At 72.5% G+C, this 16577-nt stretch carries 18 protein-coding genes; 4 read left to right on the top strand and 14 right to left on the bottom strand.

Going from position 1 to position 16577, the window contains the following annotated elements; all coding sequences use genetic code 11:
- Nucleotides 1–11 precede the first annotated feature (11 nt).
- From AB0I81_RS45070 to AB0I81_RS45050, 5 genes are all read right to left on the bottom strand, one after another.
- On the bottom strand, nucleotides 12–641 hold the full coding sequence (locus tag AB0I81_RS45070; protein ID WP_360671299.1) for a TetR/AcrR family transcriptional regulator: 630 nt from the start codon (nucleotides 639–641) through the stop codon (nucleotides 12–14).
- A gap of 33 nt (nucleotides 642–674) precedes the next feature.
- The gene (locus tag AB0I81_RS45065; RefSeq protein ID WP_360671296.1) at nucleotides 675–842 is read right to left on the bottom strand and encodes a hypothetical protein; all 168 of its coding nucleotides are present in this window, start codon (nucleotides 840–842) and stop codon (nucleotides 675–677) included.
- A gap of 150 nt (nucleotides 843–992) precedes the next feature.
- Nucleotides 993–1466 carry a hypothetical protein gene (locus tag AB0I81_RS45060; RefSeq protein WP_360671294.1) on the bottom strand — a complete coding sequence of 158 codons (474 nt, stop codon included), beginning with the start codon at nucleotides 1464–1466 and terminating at the stop codon, nucleotides 993–995.
- Nucleotides 1463–1987, bottom strand: coding sequence for a sigma-70 family RNA polymerase sigma factor (locus tag AB0I81_RS45055; RefSeq protein WP_360671292.1), 525 nt, complete (start codon nucleotides 1985–1987; stop codon nucleotides 1463–1465). Before AB0I81_RS45055 ends, AB0I81_RS45060 begins: the two co-directional genes overlap by 4 nt.
- 131 nt (nucleotides 1988–2118) lie before the next feature.
- Nucleotides 2119–2760, bottom strand: coding sequence for a class I SAM-dependent methyltransferase (locus AB0I81_RS45050; RefSeq protein ID WP_360671289.1), 642 nt, complete (start codon nucleotides 2758–2760; stop codon nucleotides 2119–2121).
- A gap of 106 nt (nucleotides 2761–2866) precedes the next feature.
- On the opposite strand from AB0I81_RS45050, the gene AB0I81_RS45045 reads away from it, so the two are divergent.
- Complete coding sequence (locus AB0I81_RS45045; RefSeq protein WP_360671286.1) at nucleotides 2867–3523, top strand: TetR/AcrR family transcriptional regulator; 657 nt, start codon at nucleotides 2867–2869, stop codon at nucleotides 3521–3523.
- Between the two features lie 124 nt (nucleotides 3524–3647).
- Nucleotides 3648–5171, top strand: a complete 1524-nt coding sequence (locus AB0I81_RS45040; RefSeq protein WP_360671283.1) for a serine/threonine-protein kinase — start codon at nucleotides 3648–3650, stop codon at nucleotides 5169–5171.
- A 2-nt stretch (nucleotides 5172–5173) separates the two neighbouring features.
- Here AB0I81_RS45040 and AB0I81_RS45035 read toward each other — a convergent pair whose 3' ends face one another.
- The 4 genes from AB0I81_RS45035 to AB0I81_RS45020 all read right to left on the bottom strand — a co-directional run bounded on the left by AB0I81_RS45035 (nucleotide 5174) and on the right by AB0I81_RS45020 (nucleotide 9507).
- Complete coding sequence (locus AB0I81_RS45035) at nucleotides 5174–6076, bottom strand: hypothetical protein (RefSeq protein WP_360671279.1); 903 nt, start codon at nucleotides 6074–6076, stop codon at nucleotides 5174–5176.
- Nucleotides 6063–6587: a SigE family RNA polymerase sigma factor gene (locus AB0I81_RS45030; protein WP_360671276.1), complete on the bottom strand. Its 525-nt coding sequence runs from the start codon at nucleotides 6585–6587 to the stop codon at nucleotides 6063–6065. Before AB0I81_RS45030 ends, AB0I81_RS45035 begins: the two co-directional genes overlap by 14 nt.
- A gap of 31 nt (nucleotides 6588–6618) precedes the next feature.
- The gene (locus tag AB0I81_RS45025) at nucleotides 6619–9054 is read right to left on the bottom strand and encodes a dolichyl-phosphate beta-glucosyltransferase (protein ID WP_360671273.1); all 2436 of its coding nucleotides are present in this window, start codon (nucleotides 9052–9054) and stop codon (nucleotides 6619–6621) included.
- 294 nt (nucleotides 9055–9348) lie between these two features.
- Nucleotides 9349–9507 (bottom strand): hypothetical protein, encoded by a 159-nt coding sequence (locus AB0I81_RS45020; RefSeq protein ID WP_360671270.1) that lies wholly within the window; start codon nucleotides 9505–9507, stop codon nucleotides 9349–9351.
- Between the two features lie 113 nt (nucleotides 9508–9620).
- Here AB0I81_RS45020 and AB0I81_RS45015 point away from each other — a divergent pair, with 113 nt between their 5' ends.
- Together AB0I81_RS45015 and AB0I81_RS45010 are read left to right on the top strand one after the other, a co-directional pair.
- The gene (locus AB0I81_RS45015) at nucleotides 9621–10085 is read left to right on the top strand and encodes an Rrf2 family transcriptional regulator (protein ID WP_360671485.1); all 465 of its coding nucleotides are present in this window, start codon (nucleotides 9621–9623) and stop codon (nucleotides 10083–10085) included.
- 93 nt (nucleotides 10086–10178) lie between these two features.
- Nucleotides 10179–11399, top strand: a complete 1221-nt coding sequence (locus tag AB0I81_RS45010; protein ID WP_360671267.1) for an MFS transporter — start codon at nucleotides 10179–10181, stop codon at nucleotides 11397–11399.
- Here AB0I81_RS45010 and AB0I81_RS45005 read toward each other — a convergent pair.
- The 5 genes from AB0I81_RS45005 to AB0I81_RS44985 are packed head-to-tail and all read right to left on the bottom strand — an operon-like array spanning nucleotide 11387 to nucleotide 16525.
- A complete protein-coding gene (locus AB0I81_RS45005) occupies nucleotides 11387–12085 on the bottom strand; it encodes an ABC transporter ATP-binding protein (RefSeq protein WP_360671264.1) in 699 nt (232 codons plus the stop codon). The two genes, AB0I81_RS45010 and AB0I81_RS45005, sit on opposite strands and share 13 nt — an antisense overlap.
- Nucleotides 12085–12837 carry an ABC transporter ATP-binding protein gene (locus tag AB0I81_RS45000; protein WP_360671261.1) on the bottom strand — a complete coding sequence of 251 codons (753 nt, stop codon included), beginning with the start codon at nucleotides 12835–12837 and terminating at the stop codon, nucleotides 12085–12087. The genes AB0I81_RS45005 and AB0I81_RS45000 overlap by 1 nt, the downstream gene beginning before the upstream one ends.
- On the bottom strand, nucleotides 12834–14369 hold the full coding sequence (locus AB0I81_RS44995; protein ID WP_360671258.1) for a branched-chain amino acid ABC transporter permease: 1536 nt from the start codon (nucleotides 14367–14369) through the stop codon (nucleotides 12834–12836). The genes AB0I81_RS45000 and AB0I81_RS44995 overlap by 4 nt, the downstream gene beginning before the upstream one ends.
- A complete protein-coding gene (locus AB0I81_RS44990; protein ID WP_360671255.1) occupies nucleotides 14366–15277 on the bottom strand; it encodes a branched-chain amino acid ABC transporter permease in 912 nt (303 codons plus the stop codon). The genes AB0I81_RS44995 and AB0I81_RS44990 overlap by 4 nt, the downstream gene beginning before the upstream one ends.
- A 3-nt stretch (nucleotides 15278–15280) precedes the next feature.
- On the bottom strand, nucleotides 15281–16525 hold the full coding sequence (locus tag AB0I81_RS44985; protein ID WP_360671253.1) for a branched-chain amino acid ABC transporter substrate-binding protein: 1245 nt from the start codon (nucleotides 16523–16525) through the stop codon (nucleotides 15281–15283).
- Nucleotides 16526–16577 lie beyond the last annotated feature (52 nt).

Raw genomic sequence — 16577 nt, 5'->3', positions numbered from 1 at the left:
GTTCCGGCCGGTCAGTCGGCGCAGAGCTGGGTGCGCAGGGTGTCGTGGGCCCAGCGCTCGAACTTCTCGGGACGCCAGCCGCGCTCCCGTACGAACAGCAGGTAGAGATCGGGGCTGAGCACGCCGTACAGCAGGTCGGCGGCGTGCTCGGCGGACACCCCGGGTCGAATCCCCGGCTTGGTCACAAGGCTCAGCGCGGCGGCCGTCGCCACGATGTAACGCGGGTCCTCCTTCGGCCACATCTCCGCGACCTCGGGATCGGTGGCCGCCGCCTCCGCCAGCACCTTGACCGTCGAGGACACCCGCTCCAGTACGATCGCCGTCCCCGACACGTGCCGCTCCAGGTGCTCCTGAGCGGTGGCGGCCTCCAGCGCCTCACGGAACCAGGGCCGGTCCATGGTCGCCACGGGCAGGTCGTCGCCCGCGATCGTGACGTCCACCAGCTCCTTGAGCAGCCGCCGCTTGTTGCCGAACACGAAGTAGACCGTCTGCACCGCCACGCCCGCCCTGTCGGCGATCTGCTGCAACATGGTCGCCCCATAACCCTGCGCCACGAACAGCTCTCCGGCGGCCCGCACGATCCGCTGCCGGGTCTCGGCCGACTTCTGCGCCTTCTTGTTGGGCTTCTTGGCGTCGCTCACGAGCAGTAAGGCTAGTCCAACTCCAGAAGTGGACTACGGCAGCACCTGGGCGGAAGGAGAGGCGTTGATCAGCAGGAAGGACACCGCCCCGAGCGCCACGGCCACCGCGACCACCGCGATCAGCGCGAGCGCGAGCAGCACCCTGCGCCACCGGCCGGGACCGGACGGCGGCCCCGCGTCGTGACCCGCCCGCCGCGTCATACCCCGACCGTAACAACCGGCCCGCCCTCAACCCCGGACCTCCCGCCGAGTCGCCCCCGGAACCCATCGGCCCGCACCTCACCCCCGCGCAGGCCCAGCTCACACGACCAAAGCCCGGCAAGCCCAGCTCACGTACCCAGAGCCCGCGTCTCACTCCCCGTGCCCCAGCTCGCGCGCCCGGCGCAGCAGCTCGGCCCTGCGAGTGTGGGCGCGCACGGTCAGCACCAGCGCCACCAGCACGAACACCCCGCCCAGCGCCGGCCCCAGCCCGCTGCCGCGCTGAACGGCCACCACGGTCAGTACGGCGGTCGTGGCGGTGGAGGCGGCCAGGCCGATCCAGGCGGCGATCACCCGGTCGGTGGCGAACAGCGGAACCCGGCGGGTCAGCAACCACCCCCCGTAACCCGCCCAGGCCAGGCAGAACCCGGCGAGCAGGCCGAACGCCAGCTGAGTGCTCCCCGGCAGCGGCCCGGGCTCGCCGCCCCACAACGCGGCCACGAACACCGCCCCCGCCAGCCCGGCGACCAGCGCCGCCACCGCACGGACGCGCTTCATGGGGGACAGTGACGGATCCAGCCGCCTGAGCATCTCCTCGGCGGACAGACGCGGCTCCTCTTCGGTCATGGCCGTGATCCCTTCTCCTCCATACGTGTACGCAACAGCCGACGCGCCCGGTTGAGCCGGGACTTGACCGTGCCGGCCGGGACCCGGCAGATCTGCGCGCAGTCCTCCACCGACAGGTCCTCCAGGTAGAACAGGACGAGGATCTCCCGCTCCAGCACCGGCAGGCCGGCGAGCAGGCTCACCAGTTCGGCGCGGTCCACGATGGCCTCCACCGGATCGTCGGTGACCACCTCGCCGGCCTCGACCGTCTCGTGCTCCCCCGCGTACTCACCGCGCAGGCGATCGGTCACCGAGCGGCGGGCGATGGTGAACAACCAGGGCGCGAACCGGGCCGGCTCGCGCAGCCGGGGCAGCCCCCGGATCACGGCCAGCCAGACCTCCTGGGCCACGTCGTCGGCCCGCTCCGCGTCGAGCATGCGGCGTACGTACCGCCACACCGGCACCCGCCACCGCTCCACCAGCTCGGCCAGCGCCGCCCGCTCACCCAGTTGGGCCCGCACCACCAGCAGTTCATCGCTCATCACGTCCTCCCGTCACCCAGAACAGTCGGAGCGGCCCCCTCTCAGGTTCACGCGCGGCACGACCACGCCCCACAGCGTCATTGGCGCGGCCCTGACTCTCGCCGCGATCGGTCTGGGCGTGCTGAGGCCGGTCAGGTCAGGTGGGCGCGGCCGAGCAGGTGCGCGACCTTCGGCATGAGCGCCTGCGGCGCGAAGGCGAACCGTTCCACCTCATCCACGGCGAACCCGGCCCGCCGGATCTCGGCGAGCGCGTCGCGGTTGGGCCTGCATCCGCCGGCCAGCCGCGACCACAACGGCGCGATCGCGTCCTCCAGCAGGCCGAACACCGCACGCGACGATCGCACGTGCTCGTAGAAGCGCAACTCACCGCCGGGCTTGAGCACCCGCGCGATCTCGGCCAGCGCCGCCGCCGGCGAGGGCACGGTGCACAACACGAGCGACACCACGGCGGCGTCGTACGTCCCGGCCTCGCCGGGCAGCACGTCCGCGTGCCCGGCCACCATGGAGACCGGCACGGGGGCGGAGGCGGCCGCGGTGCCGCCGAAGCGCCGCAGGGTGTTCTCGGGTTCGACGGCGACGACCTCGGTGACGGCCTCGGGATAGTGCGGGAAATTGCGGCCGTTGCCGGCGCCGACCTCGATCACCCGGCCCGCCAGACCGGACAGGAGCCGTACGCGGTGCTCGCGGGCCCCACGCCGGTCGCCGATGGCGGAGGCGCCGACGTAGGCGCGGGCAAATTCGGGATGCTGATAGGACGACAGGTCATCAGTCATGTTCATCACCTCAACTTCCAGCATGTGGTACGAACCGCCCCGGCGACCTTGCGGCGGCCTGATCATTTCTTCTAAGTTAGGGGGCGTAACTAAGGAAGGCGCACCCATGAGGACCGGCGGGCGCACTGCCACCTTCACCCTCGACGACGTGATCGCGGCCGGGGTCAGGATCGGCCTGGTCGAGCTGAGCATGCAGAGCGTGGCCGACGCGCTCGGCGTCACGACGGCGGCGATCTACCGGCACGTACGCAGCCGTTCGGCGCTGGAGAGCCTGGTCGGCGAGGCGATCCTGGCGGAGCTGCACCTGGTCGACGACCCGGCGGAACCGCTCGTCCCGCACCTCGTCGGCTTCGCCGGGCAACTGCGGCGCTTCACGCTCGAACGTCCGGGATGCGCCCGGTACATGCAGCGGCTGTTCCCGCGCGGGCAGTCGGGCATCCGGCTGCTCGAACACCAGATCACCGCCCTGGGCAGGCGCGGCTACGACCCGGCGGCCGCCACCGTGCTCAGCTCCGCGATCGCCACCACGGCCATCGGCGCGACCGTCGCCGAGCAGGATCGGGCGGCCCTGCTCGGGTCGCCCGCCGTGGACGAGGCGCTGGCCGCGATGGCCGGCTCGGAGCTCCTGCGGCAGGCCACGGCCGGCATCCCCCAGCACACCCCGGAGGACTACTTCGTGTTCGTACTCACTGCGACCGCGGAAGGGCTGGTCGCCAAGCTCCCGCCCGGCGGGCCGATCCCCGAGTCGAGGGCCGCACTCTGAACACGCATCCCCGAGTCGAGGACCGCGCTCCGAACACGCATCCCCCAGTCGAGGACCGCGCTCCGAACACGCATCCCCCAGTCGAGGACCGCGCTCAACACACGCATCGGCAAGGCGGGGCCCAGTGCCGGAACTGCTGACCCTGCTCCCGGAAGACCCGCAGAGCGTGGGCCCGTACCGGCTGGAAGGGCGGCTCGGCACGGGCGGGCAGGGCACGGTGTACGCCGGCCGGGCCCCCGACGGCGTGCTCGTCGCGGTCAAGCTGCTGCACCCGCACCTGGTCACCGACGACAACGCCCGCGAACGCTTCCTGCGGGAGGTCCGCACGGCCAAGCGGGTGGCGCCGTTCTGCACCGCGCAGATGCTCGACTCGGGCTTCGTGGGCGCCAGGCCGTACATCGTCAGCGAGTTCGTGGACGGGCCCTCCCTGCAGGACTCGGTAAAGGAGAGCGGGCCGCGCGGCGCGGCGGCGCTGCAGCGGCTGGCGATCAACACCGCGACGGCGCTGACCGCGATCCACGCGGCCGGGGTGGTGCACAGGGACTTCAAGCCGGGCAACGTGCTGCTCGGCCCCGACGGGCCCGTGGTGATCGACTTCGGCATCGCCAAGGCGCTGGACCTGAGCCAGTCGCTGGTCAGCAGCCAGCCGATCGGCAGCCCCGCGTACATGGCGCCGGAGCAGATCGCTGACGGCGAGGTGGGGCCGCCCGCCGACCTGTTCGCCTGGGCCGCGACCATGTACTACGCGGCCACGGGCGAGCGGGCCTTCGGCGGGGAGGGCATCCCCGCCACGCTGCACTCGGTCCTGCAGAGCGAGCCGGACCTGAGCCGGTTCGAGGGGCGGTTCCGTCAACTGCTGCGGGAGTGCCTGGCCAAGGATCCGGCGCTGCGGCCCACGGCGTCCCAGGTGACCGAACGGCTGCGCGCCCTGCCCGTCCCCACCTGGCAGGACGCCGCGCCGGGCGCCACTCTCGGCGGGCAGCGGAGCACACCCGCCCGCCGCCGTACGCTCATCGCGCTCTCCTCGGCGGCGGCCCTGGTCGTCGCCGCCGGCATCGGCCTGTACGCCCTCGGGCCCGCCATGGCCCAGCGGCAGACGGCGGGCTCGGCGCCGATCACCTCCGTCCCGCCCCCGGCCGCCTCGCCCACCCCGACGCCCACCCCCACACCCACCGGGCCCGAGCCGTCCATCACGCCATCTCCCGACAAGGCCAGCGACCTGGCCTCCCCCACGAGGAAGCCCCGCAGGTCCACGGCCCCGCCCAAGGACCCGACGCCGAGCCGGGCCATCGCCCCCAAGACCCCCAAGCAGACGCCCAGGCCGACGCGCCGCCCGAAGAAGTCCCCGTCCCCCTCCGCCAAGCCGTCGCCCAGCAAGACACACACCCGCAAGACGAGCGAGCCCAGCAGGCCGGCGCCCGAGCCCTCCACGGGCACGGTCACGTACCTGGACGTCAACAGCTACTGCAACGCGCAGGGCCACTCGACCTCGTTCGCCGGCCTGTGGGGGAACATGAAGTGCGCCGGGACCGACACGGAGGTCACGGTGACGGCGGTGTGCCAGTGGAAGTACCCGGACTACAACCAGGTCGTGGGGGAGCCTCCGGCCACCCAGTGGTCGCAGTCGGCGACGTGCCGGCTGTCCTGAGGTCACCTCGGGGTGACGGCGGTGACGAGGGCACGCCTGGTCGCCTCGTCCCCGCCGCGCGCGTAGACCGCGTACCGCTCGCCCTCGGGCAGCAGCACCACTTCCGAAGGCGTGATCACCGCGGGTGTCCCGTCCAGCTCCGCGTTGGGCGGGGTGGACGGCCGTGACGGGCGCAGGCCGACCTCGACCCGGTCGCCGGTCAGGTCGCCGGCGGCGTACTTGACCGCCACCCCCGTGTCCGCGTACGAGGTCACGACGCCGACCAGGCCGCGACCGGGGCCGATCGCCCGCTGATCGACGGTGAAGGGCACGGTCACGGGCCGGCCGGGGCGGGCGAGCACGCTCTGCGCCACCCGGTGCGCCTTGTCCCGGTCCGGTTCGCGCAGGGTCACGGTGCCCCAGGCGCCGGGCGCCCACTCCCAGGCCACGCCGCCGGACGTCGAGCGGGCCCGGCGGCCGTTGACGGGCGGGAGGGGGTCGCCGCCCGGCTGGAGGCGGCCGGGGGCGTACATGGTGATGACCGCCGTGTCCCGGCGCGCGGGGTCGGCGGAACGCAGCGTGATGACCTGCTGATAACGGCCGGTCTCGTACGTGTCCGGGGTGAACCCGCCGGCCGAGCCCACCACGAAGGCGGGGGTCGAGACCTCGAACGCCCGCGGGTCCGCCGTGACCGGGGCCGCCGGCGTCACGGGCGGTTCCGTGCGCGGCCACAGGGCCGAGGGCACGACGATGGCGAGCGTGGCCGCCACGGATGCGGCCACCGCGGCGGCCCGCCTGGTGCGCACCCGGCGGCGCCCGGCACGCACGGCCCGCCCGACGTCCACGCCGCCGCCAGCCCCCGGCCCGGCGTCACGCAGCGGTTGGAGCAACTCCGAGGGCGAGCCGCACCGGTCATCGGGATTCATGCCCACCCACCTCTTCCTTCGTGAACTCCCCCACGTCGAGCAGTTCGCGCAGCCGCGCCAGGCCGCGCGCGGACTGGCTCTTCACGTTCCCCGCCGAGCAGCCCAGCAGTTCGGCCACCTCCGTCACCGGCAGATCGCACAGGAACCGCAGCACGAGCACCGCGCGCTGGCGCGGCGGCACCCGGGCGAGCGCGGCGCGCACCACCACCCGTGTCTCCGGGTCGTCGCCCGGTCCTGGCAGGTCGCGCGGCCCGTCGGTCAGCCACACCCGCGTCCACCAGCCCAGCCGCTGCTCGTTGAGAAAGGTGCGCAACAACATCTTGTCGACGTAGCGGTGCAGGTCGCGGGCCTCGCGGGCGCGGTTCCAGCGCACGTACAGGCGGGTGATCGTGTTCTGTACGAGATCGTCGGCGCGGTGCTCGTCCTTGCACAGGTAGCAGGCGAGGCGGCGCAGGGCAGGCAGCCGCGCCTCGACGTACGCGACGTAGTCTCGCTCCTCGTCCGGTCGCACCGCTGGCCGTCTCCTCGCTCGTGGTCATCTGCTACGACAGCCCCGGAGCCGTGGAAGGTTGCACGATGGCGCGAACATTCCACACCCACACGCCCGCCACCTGACGGCCCGGGCCCAGCAGGGCGGTGAGCGTGGCGTGCAGCGCGGCCTGCCGGTCGTGCGGGCCGAGCACGACGGCGTCGGCCCGCCAGAAGGCCAGGTCCGCGCGGGCGCTTGCGCGGTGCTCCGCCGTCACGCGCGGCACCCGCCCGGTGTCGCGCACCTCGCGCAGCAGGCCGGATGTGGCGCGCGGCGGTGCGCCGTAGACGCCCTGCCGCTCCGGCCCGTACGGGCCGGCGAAGTACCCCTCCACCAGCGGGAAGCCCAGCCCCGCCGCCACCTGCCAGCGCAGCGGTGTGGCGTCGGCCGCGTCGGGCGGCGGCGCGGTCACCAGGGAGCGGCCGGGACGCACGTGCTCGCGCCAGACTCCGCCGGCGAAGAAGGCCGGCGCGGGGGCGCGGTCGGCGGCGGCGATCGGCGTGGGCGCCAGGGGCAGCAGCGCCTGGGTCAGCGCCAGGCAGAGCAGCACCCGTACGGGCGTGCGCGGCAGGGCTCTCGCGGCGGCCAGCGCGTGGTCGGCGGCGATGGCCAGCAGCGCGCCGATGGCCGGCACGCACACCATCGTGAAGCGCGACTCCACCACCGACTCGAACAGCGGCAGGCGCGACATGACCAGCCACGGCCCGGGAATGCCGGTGCGCCAGCCGTAGAAGACGATCTCCGGGCCGAGCGACAGCAGCGCCGACCCGGCGATCACCGCCGCCAGCGCCAGCACGACCGCCCTGCGGCGTAACCAGATGACAATCCCGCAGGTCAGGATGAGCAGCGGCCAGCCGAAGAAGGCGTTCTGCTCGGTGAGGTTCATGGACAGGGACGCCGCCACGCCCGCGTCCCCGGCCAGCGACCGGCCCGCGTGCTCCACCAGCGCGCGCACGTCGTTGCCCGCGGGCCCGTGGATCAGGCTCGCGTAACTCTGCGGCCCGGCGAACTGGAAGACCAGCGCGGGCCCGGTGAGCGCGAGTCCGGTCGTGGCGGCCAGCGCCAGCCCCGCCGCCAGGGGGCGCAGCGCCGCGCGGGCCGTGTCCGGGCACACCATCGTGTACGCCGCCGCGAAGACGGCCAAGCCGGTGGCGGCCAGCAGCAGCGCCTCCTCACCCAGGTAGACCTGGTAGGAGATGAGCAGCCCGAGCACCAGGCCGTCGCGGGTGACGTGCGCCCGCCCGGCCAGCAGCAACAGCCTGCCGATGATCAGCGGGATGACGAAGAGCACGACGAGGTTCGGGTGGGCGTTGGCGTGCGAGACGACGGGCGGGGCGAACGCGCACACGAGCGCCCCGACGGCCGCGGCCTGCCACGAGCGGGTGAGGTGCCGCAGGAACAGCGCGTACCAGGCGGCGCCCGTGGCGGCCAGCCCGAACGTCAGCACGACCGCCCAGGTGATCGACGGCCCGAGCGTGAGCGTCAGCGGGGCCAGCGGCACCGACAGGCCCAGCATGGCCGTGTTGGCCATGAGGTTCACGCCGTCCGGATGGTTCTGCAGCGTGGTGAACAGCAGGCCGTCCAGGTTCGTGAGGTTGTGCGCGGTGACGGCGAAGAACCACTCCCACTGGTTCTGGTCCTGGCCGCCGTCCGTCAGGTAGCGGTTCCAGGGGTCGGCCCACAGGTGGGCGTACAGGAGGAAGGAGAGCAGCAGGAACCCGGCCGCCACGCCCGCGTCCCTGACGGCGACAGCGCCACGCAGCGGGATCAGCAGCACCTCGCCCAGCGTCACCAGGTACTGGTGCGCGCGCACCTTGGAGTCCCGCCGGTGCGACCAGCGGACGGGCACCTCGCGCACCCGCCAGCCGCGCGCCAGGAAGGCGTGCAGGATCTCGGCGTCGGCGCCCCAGCCCGCCACCCGGCCCGTACGGAAGACGGCCCTGGCCCTGTCCCCGTCGAACAGCTTGAACCCGCACTGCGTGTCGGCCACCCCGGGCACCACCAGCAGCCTGATCAGGACGTTGGCCAGCACGCCCGCCAGTTCCCTCGGCCACGGCTGCCTGGCCTCGATGCGCGCGCCGGGGACGGCCCTGGACCCGACGGCGGCGTCGGCTCCGTCGGCCAGGGCCGCGCGCAGGCCGTCCAGGTCCTCGATGGGGGTGGCCAGGTCCGCGTCGCAGACCAGCACCTGCCGCCCCGTGGTGGCCAGGACGCCCTCGCGTACGGCCCGGCCCTTCCCGTGGTTGGCGGGCAGGCGCAACACGCGCACGCCGGGCTCCCCGGCGGCCACGGCGGCGGTCCCGTCGGCCGATCCGTCGTCGACCACGACGACTTCCCAGCTCAGCGGGGTGGTACGGAGATGGCCGGCGACGCGGGCGAGCGTGTGCGCCAGCCGGCGTTCCTCGTTGTAGGCGGGGATGACGACGGACAGATCAACGTCGGGATTCACATGGCGAAGACAGCCCCGGCCTCACCGGAGGTTGCATCGCCAGCCAAGAGTGTCTTTTGGTTACACAGAGTTATTGCATCCTGAGAGTGATCGCATAACTCGGCCACCAGAGGTCTCGCCATGCAGTTGCACTTCGTCGGCACCCCGATGACGGCCAGACCTTCGAGATCGGCGCGGATGGCGTGATCACCCCTGTCGCCGCCCCGGTCAGCGCGCTGCGGACCGGCTGACGGCGCGGCACGGCGGCCTCCGCGTGACCCGCGAAGGCCGCCGCCGTTGCTTTGGTGCTTACCGCTAGATCGAGAACGCCGATCCGCCGGAGAGCTGGGACATGCCCGAGCTCAGCTGGCCGGCGCGGTCGCGCACGTCCTGCGGCACGTCCTGACGCTCGGCGGTCTGCTGGAGAAAGTCCGTGATGTTGCGCACCACGTTCTGGATGTCGTTCTGAGTCATCTTGAACCCCCTATTCGACTACTTACAGTTACGAAACATAACTTCCCAGTGGCCGATTCACCCGGAAGGCGCACCGAGACCTATCCGGGATGTGTAATATCCCTTTTGTGCAGATGGGCGAAGGAGTCGAGTGGGGGTTGCACTGCTGTGTGACCCTGGGCTGGCTCAAAGACGAGGGACCGGTGTCGATCCGCAAGCTGGCCGCCTGGTTCGACCTGCCGCAGGAGTACCTGAAGAAGCGGCTCCAGGCGCTGACCAAGGCCGGCATCCTCGCCTCGGCCCCCGGCGTCAGAGGCGGCTTCTACCTGGCGCGCCCGCCCGAGCAGATCACCATCATCGACGTGGTGACCGCGGTGGAGGGGCCCGCCGAGGTGTTCCGCTGCGAGGAGATCCGCCAGCGCGGCGTGGGGGCCGAGGGCGGGCGGTTCCGCCGTGCCTGCGGGATCTCCACGGCGATGCGGCGGGCCGAGCTGGCCTGGCGGCGGGAGCTGGCCGGGCAGACGATCGCCGATCTCATGGACGGCGCGCCGGGCTCGGGTGAGCGCACACGCCGCAACTACGCGCGCATGCGCGACTGACGCACTCGGAGCCCGTCCCCGCGAACCGGCGGCAGCGTGGAACTCGCCGCCGAACTCACCCCTCCCCGTTACCCCCGCAGAACTGGAATGAGGATGTCTCGTATCCCGATTAGAACCCTGGTCCTCGGTCTCGGCACGTTCGCCGTGGGCACCGACGCGTACGTGGTGGCCGGGTTCCTGCCGGCCATGGCCGGCTCGTTGCGGGTCTCCGAGAGCGTGGCCGGGCAGTCGGCCACCGTGTTCGCCGTGGCCTACGCGCTGCTGGCGCCCGTGCTGGCCACGTTCACCGCCCGGCTGCCCCGGCGCGCGCTGCTGACCGGCGCGCTCGTCGTGCTCGCGCTGGCCAACCTCGGCTCGGCGCTCGCGCCCAACTACGCGGTGCTGATGCTCACCCGGGTGCTGGCCGCCGCGGGAGCCGCCGCCTTCACCCCCGGCGCGGGGGCCGTGGCCGCCGCCCTGGCCCCGCCGGAGCAGCGGGCCCGCGCGCTGGCGGTGGTGGTCGGCGGGCTGACCGTGGCCACCGCGCTGGGTGTGCCGCTGGGCAACCTGGCCGGCCGCACCCTGGACTGGCGTACCGCGCTCGGCCTGGTCGCCGTGCTCTGCGCGATCTGCGCCGTCGGCGTGCGGGCCGTCATGCCGGCCATGCCGGGCAACCCGAGCGTCCCGCTGCGCACCCGGCTCGCCGCCCTGCACCACCCCGGCGTCCTGACGGTGCTGCCGCTGACCCTGATCGGCATGATGGCCGCCTACGGCCTGTACGCCTACGCCGTCCCGCTGCTGCGCGCCCTGGGCGCCACGCCGGAGTCGGAGATGTGGCTGCTGTTCCTGTACGGTCTCGGCGCCGTCGCGGGCAACCTGATCGCGGGTGGTGCCGCCGACCGGCACGGGCCGGTCAAGGTGCTGTCGGCCGGGTTCGCGGCCCTCTCGCTCACGCTGGCCGCCTTCACCTGGGCCACCGGCGCGGGGCTGCACTGGCTGCCGCTGACCGGGCTGCTCATGCTGGCCTGGGGCGCGAGCACCTGGTTCCAGACCCCGGCCCAGCAACTGCGGCTGATCTCGGCCGCGCCCCAGGAGACCGCCGTGGTGGTGGGGCTGAACAGCTCCGCGCTCTACCTCGGCATCGCGCTGGGCACGGCGCTCGGCGGGCTGCTCCTGCCCGTGAGGGCACCGGCCGCGCTCGGGGCGAGCGCGGCGCTGGCCGTGTTGTGCCTGCTCTACCTGGCCGCCACCCGCCGCGCCGGCGAACGCCTGCCTGAGACACCCGCCACCGCTCACCCGCACGCAACTCACCCCGGGTCCGCTCAGCCGAGGTAGGCCGCGCGTACCCGGGGGTCGGCGAGCAGTTCCTTTCCCGGCCCGGACAACACCGTGCGCCCGAGGTCGATCACGTACCCCTGATCGGCCAGGGTGAGCGCGGCCAGGGCGTTCTGCTCGACCATGAGGACCGTCGTCCCCCGGTCGCGCAGCATCGCGATGGTGTCCAGGATCGCCTGGATCATGATCGGCGACAGCCCCATGGTCGGCTCGTCGAACATGAGCAGCCTGGGCCTGGCCATCATCGCGCGGCCGATCGCCAGCATCTGCTGCTCACCGCCGGAGAACAGCCCGGCCCGCTGCCCCCGCCGCTCCCCCAGCACGGGGAACAGCTCGTACACCCGCTCCATGTCCTTCCCGACGCCACTGTCCCTGCGCAGGTGGGCGCCCAGCAGCAGGTTCTCCTCGACGGTCATCCCGGCGAACAACCTGCGCCCCTCGGGACAGTGGGCGATGCCGGCGGCGAGCACGGCGTGCGCGGGCAGGTCGTGGATCGGCCTGCCCCGGAAGAGGATCTCGCCGCGGCTCGGGCGCAGCAGTCCGGAGACGGTACGCAGGGTGGTGCTCTTGCCCGCGCCGTTCGTCCCGACCAGGCAGGCGATCTGCCCTTCCCGCACGGTGAAGCTGACGTCCTTGACCGCCTCGATCGCGCCGTAGGCGACCGCGAGTCCGCGCACTTCGAGCATCAGGCCGCTCCCAGGTAGGCCTCGATGACCCGCGGGTCGGCGCGTACGTCCGCCGGCGGCCCTTCGACCAGCAGCCGGCCGCGCACCAGCACGTGCACGTGATCACAGAGGGAGAAGATGAACTTGGTGTCGTGCTCGATCACCACCACGGCGATCCCGCGGTTCCTGATGGCGATGATCAGCTCGCGGATGGCGGCCGTCTCGATGGCGTTCATGCCGGCGGTGGGCTCGTCGAGCATGAGCACCGCCGGGTCGCCCGCCAGCGCCCTGGCGATCTCCAGACGCCGCTGGTCGCCGTAGGCCAGGCTGCGCGCGGGCGCGCCGCCGTCGGGGTCGAGCCCGACGAAGCCCAGCTCGGCGCGGGCCCGTTCGACCGCCTCCGCCTCGCTCCTGCGGAAACGCGGGCCGTGGAAGAGCGCGCCCAGCAGGCTCTGCCTGATCCGGGTGTGCCGGCCGACGAGCACGTTGCCGAGCGCGGACATCTCGGCGAACAGCCGGATGTTCTGGAAGGTACGCGCGATCCCGCCACGGGCGGCCTCGGCGGGATCGGCCGCCAGTGGCCGCCCGTTCAGCAGGATCCGCCCGGAGGTGGGCGCGTACAGGCCGGTCAGGCAGTTGAACAGGGTGGTCTTGCCGGCCCCGTTCGGCCCGATGAGGCCGATGATGCGGCGCTCTGGCACGGTGAGCGTCACCTCGTTCAGCGCGACGAGCCCGCCGAACGACATGGAGACGCGCTCTGCGATCAGGGTCACTTGGACACCAGCCCCCGGGGACGGAAACGCATGATCAGGATGAGGGCGAGGCCGAAGAGCATCAGCCGGTAGTCGCTGAACTCGCGTAGCTTCTCCGGCAGCACGAACAGCAGCGAGGCGCCGACGACCGCGCCCGGCACCGTGCCCATGCCGCCGAGGATCACCGCGGCCAGCAGGGTGACGGACTCGCTGAAGTCGAAGCTCTCGTACCCGACCGTGCCCAGCTTGTGCGCGAAGACCGCGCCGGCCAGGCCCGCCAGCGTGGCCCCGACCAGGAAGGCCAGGATCTTGGCCCGTCCGGTGCGCACGCCCATGGCCCTGGCGACGTCCTCGTCCTCGCTGATCGCCAGCCACGCGCGGCCGGTGCGGCTGTGCTTGAGGTTGGCCAGCACCGCCATCGCGCCGGCCACCATCAGCACGGTCACGGCGTAGTAGAGGAAGCCCGCGGGCAGCCCGCCGACCGGCTGGTTGAACGCCTGGCCGAAGATGGTGATCGGCGGGATCCCGGGAATGGAGTTGGCGCCGCCGGTCAGCCCGCCGATGTCGTTCTGCGCCGCGCGGAAGAAGATCTCCCCGAACGCGAGCGTCACGATCGCCAGGTAGTCGCCGCGCACGCGCAGCGTGGGCGCGCCCACCACCACGCCGAACACGCCGGCCACCGCCGCGCCCGCCAGCGCGGCGACCGGGAAGGGCAGCGTGTGGGCCAGGTTCGCCGCGGTGAACGCGCCGATGCCGAGAAAGGCCACGTAGCCCAGGTCGAGCAGCCCGGCCAGGCCCACGACGATGTTGAGCCCGATCGCGGTGGCCGCGTAGATGCCGATCGTGGCGGCCACCGTCATCCAGTAACCCGTGCCCGCCTCGGTGAGCGGCAACAACATCGCGCAGGCCAGCAGGACCGTGACACCGAACGCCCGGTGCCGCTCGGCCAGGGTGGAGATCCAGGTCAGCACGCCGTACGCGGACAGGATGCCGATCAGGCCGACGGCGAACCCGAGGAAGGCCAGGAACTCGGCCCCGCCGTGCGGGTTGGTCGCCCGGCTCTGCCCACCGGCCGTCAGCGTCGCCGACACCAGCCAGAGCAGCGCCGCGAACGCCGCCACCAGCACCGGCCAGGCCACCGCGCGGCCCGGCAGTTTGAGCGCCGGGGCCGGTGCGGGTCTGCCGAGCCAGATCAGCAGCGCGCCGGCCGCCAGCGTCACCGGGCCGCCGAACGACAGCGCGCCCAGCACGGCCAGGAACGCGGTGTGCACCAGCGCGACGATGACCACGCCGACACCGGCGGCCCGGCCCGCCCCGGGCAGGAACGCGGCCAGCCCCAGCAGGACCAGGTGCAGCCGGAACCCGGTGACCTGGTGCGGGGCGTCGAAGAACTGCAGCGTGGCCAGGTCGGGGTAGGCGCCGCCGGGCAGCACGACGGTGGCCCACGGCAGCAGGGCTCCCACCAGCACGAGCACGGCGCCCGGCGCAGTACGCCACGACCTGCGCGCCGGGGCCCGGGGATCGGTGGCCGGGCGGGTGTCCAGGGTCGTCATGCCCGCACCCTCTCCGGCCGGCCGAGGAAACCCTGGGGACGGAACATCAGCACCAGGATCAGCAGCACGAACACCCACACGTAGTCGTACGCGGCACCGCCCCAGGCGTACTGGCCGGCCAGCGACTTCACCAGGCCGATGCACATCGCGCCGAGCATGGCGCCGCGGATGTTGCCGATGCCGCCGAGCACGGCGGCGGTGAAGGCGAAGATGCCGTTCTGGAAGCCGATGGCGGTGTCGATCTGGGTGTAGTGCACGCCGTACAGGACGGCGCCGGCACCGGCCAGGGCCGCGCCGATCACGAACGTCGCCAGGATCACCCGGTCCGGGTTGATGCCCATCAGGCGGGCGGTGTCGGGGTCCTGGGCCGTGGCGCGCATGGCCCGGCCGAGGCGCGAGCGCTCGACGTACAGGTGCAGCGCGGCGGCCAGCAGCGGCGCGACGGCCAGGGCCAGCACCCCCGTCCACAGGATCATCACCGGGCCGAGCGTGAGGTGGCCCTCGACGAACGCGCGCGGGAAGGCCAGCGGCGCGGTCGCGCCCGGGTAGAAGACCCGCACGACCTCCTGCAGCAGGATCGACACGCCGAGCGCGGTGATCAGCGGGGCCAGTTTGTGCGCGCCGCGCAGCGGCCGGTACGCCAGCCGCTCCATCGCGATCCCGGCCGCGACGGCCACCGCCACGGCCGCGAGGCACATGAGCGGCAGGCCGACGTACCACGGCGTGCCCTCGGGGAGCAGGTAGCGCCAGGTGAAGTGGGCGCCGAACGCGCCCACCATGAACACTTCACCGTGTGCGAAGTTGATCAGCTGGATGATGCCGTAGACCATGGTGTAGCCGAGCGCGATGAGACCGATCAGCGCGCCCAGCACCAGGCCGTTGACGATCTGCTGGGCCAGGGTGGACACGGCTCACTTCGCCTGGAACCGGTCGCTCAGCACGTCCTTCCACGCACCGGACGTGACCTTGTAGACGGTGAACATCTTGTTGACGCTGTCGCCGTACTGGTCGAATCCGATCGTGCCGTTGGCGCCGGCGTCGTTCCTGTACTCCTGGACCTGCTTGATCAGCTCGGTGCGCTGCTCCGGCGCGCCGGTCCAGTCGCCGGCGGCGGTCACCTTGCCGACGGAGGTGACGACCACGTTGGCCGCGTCGAAGGCGAAGGCCCCGAAGCCGCCGTAGCCGTCGGCGAAGTTCTTCGCCTTGTACGCCGCCACGAACGCCTTGCCGGTGTCCAGCTTCTCGATCGGCGCGCCGACCGACGTGGCGACGTCGCCGTCCTTGCCGCCGAGTGCGATGAACTGCGGGTCGAACAGGCCGTCGGTGCCGGAGACGGGCACGTTCAGCCCGATGTCCTTGGCCTGCTTGCTGAGCGGCCCGGCGACGTGGTACTCGGTGCCGACGTAGATGGCGTCCGGCTGAGCCGCCTTGACCTTGGTCAGCACGCTGGAGAAGTCGCTGTCGTTCTCGTTGACCTTCTCCCGGATGATGACCTGGGCGCCGAGCTTCTTGGCCTCCTTGGCGAACTCCGTCGCGCTGCTCTCCCCCACGGCCTTGCCGTCGGTGATGATGGCCAGCTTCTTCTTGCCCTCCTGCTCCACCAGGTAGCGGGCGTTGAACGGGCCCTGCAGGTCGTCGGTGCCGACCACGCGGAAGTAGTTGTCGTACTGGCGCTTCGGCGCGGTGGCGAAGCCGGTTCCCCTGGACAACACCGGGTCGGTGTTGCCGGGCGAGATCTGCAGCAGCTTGGCGGCGGCGATCTTCGGCTGGATGGCGCGGGCGACGCCCGAGTTGTACGGCCCCACGATCCCCACGACGTTGGGGTCGTCGGCGAAGCGCTGCGCGGCCGCCGCGCCCTTGTCGGGGTTGGCCTCGTCGTCCTGCGCGTCCATCGCGAGCCGGTAGCCCTTGACCGCGCACTTGCCGTTGGCCTGCTCGACCGCGAGTTGCACGGAGTTGCGGATCCCCAGCCCGATCGTGGAAAGTTTGCCCGACATGGGCGCGATCACGCCGACGACCAGAGTGCCCTTGCTCGTGTCACATCCGCCGTCGGCGGCGCCCGTGGACTCGGTCTTGGACGCTCCGCACGCGCCGGTTCCCAGCACCGCGCCGACGGCCAGCAGCGCGCTCAGCACGCCGCTGCTCTTGCTCTTCAACGGAAAACTCCCTTTGCCCCCGGATAGTGACCTTCGTTGGACCGGAAGCACC

Source organism: Nonomuraea sp. NPDC050404, from assembly GCF_040655495.1.
In the GTDB taxonomy this organism is placed as follows: domain Bacteria; phylum Actinomycetota; class Actinomycetes; order Streptosporangiales; family Streptosporangiaceae; genus Nonomuraea.
Note: the sequence above shows the minus strand (reverse complement) of the source record. Positions and strands in the feature narration are given on the sequence as shown.

Coding starts and splice junctions, on each gene's coding strand:
- AB0I81_RS45055 (WP_360671292.1), bottom strand. CDS start 1,987: ATGAGCGATGAACTGCTGGTGGTGCGGGCCCAACTGGGTGAGCGGGCG.
- AB0I81_RS45065 (WP_360671296.1), bottom strand. CDS start 842: ATGACGCGGCGGGCGGGTCACGACGCGGGGCCGCCGTCCGGTCCCGGC.
- AB0I81_RS44995 (WP_360671258.1), bottom strand. CDS start 14,369: ATGACGACCCTGGACACCCGCCCGGCCACCGATCCCCGGGCCCCGGCG.
- AB0I81_RS45005 (WP_360671264.1), bottom strand. CDS start 12,085: ATGCTCGAAGTGCGCGGACTCGCGGTCGCCTACGGCGCGATCGAGGCG.
- AB0I81_RS45015 (WP_360671485.1), top strand. CDS start 9,621: ATGGGCGAAGGAGTCGAGTGGGGGTTGCACTGCTGTGTGACCCTGGGC.
- AB0I81_RS45050 (WP_360671289.1), bottom strand. CDS start 2,760: ATGACTGATGACCTGTCGTCCTATCAGCATCCCGAATTTGCCCGCGCC.
- AB0I81_RS45035 (WP_360671279.1), bottom strand. CDS start 6,076: ATGAATCCCGATGACCGGTGCGGCTCGCCCTCGGAGTTGCTCCAACCG.
- AB0I81_RS45020 (WP_360671270.1), bottom strand. CDS start 9,507: ATGACTCAGAACGACATCCAGAACGTGGTGCGCAACATCACGGACTTT.
- AB0I81_RS45010 (WP_360671267.1), top strand. CDS start 10,179: ATGTCTCGTATCCCGATTAGAACCCTGGTCCTCGGTCTCGGCACGTTC.
- AB0I81_RS45045 (WP_360671286.1), top strand. CDS start 2,867: ATGAGGACCGGCGGGCGCACTGCCACCTTCACCCTCGACGACGTGATC.
- AB0I81_RS45060 (WP_360671294.1), bottom strand. CDS start 1,466: ATGACCGAAGAGGAGCCGCGTCTGTCCGCCGAGGAGATGCTCAGGCGG.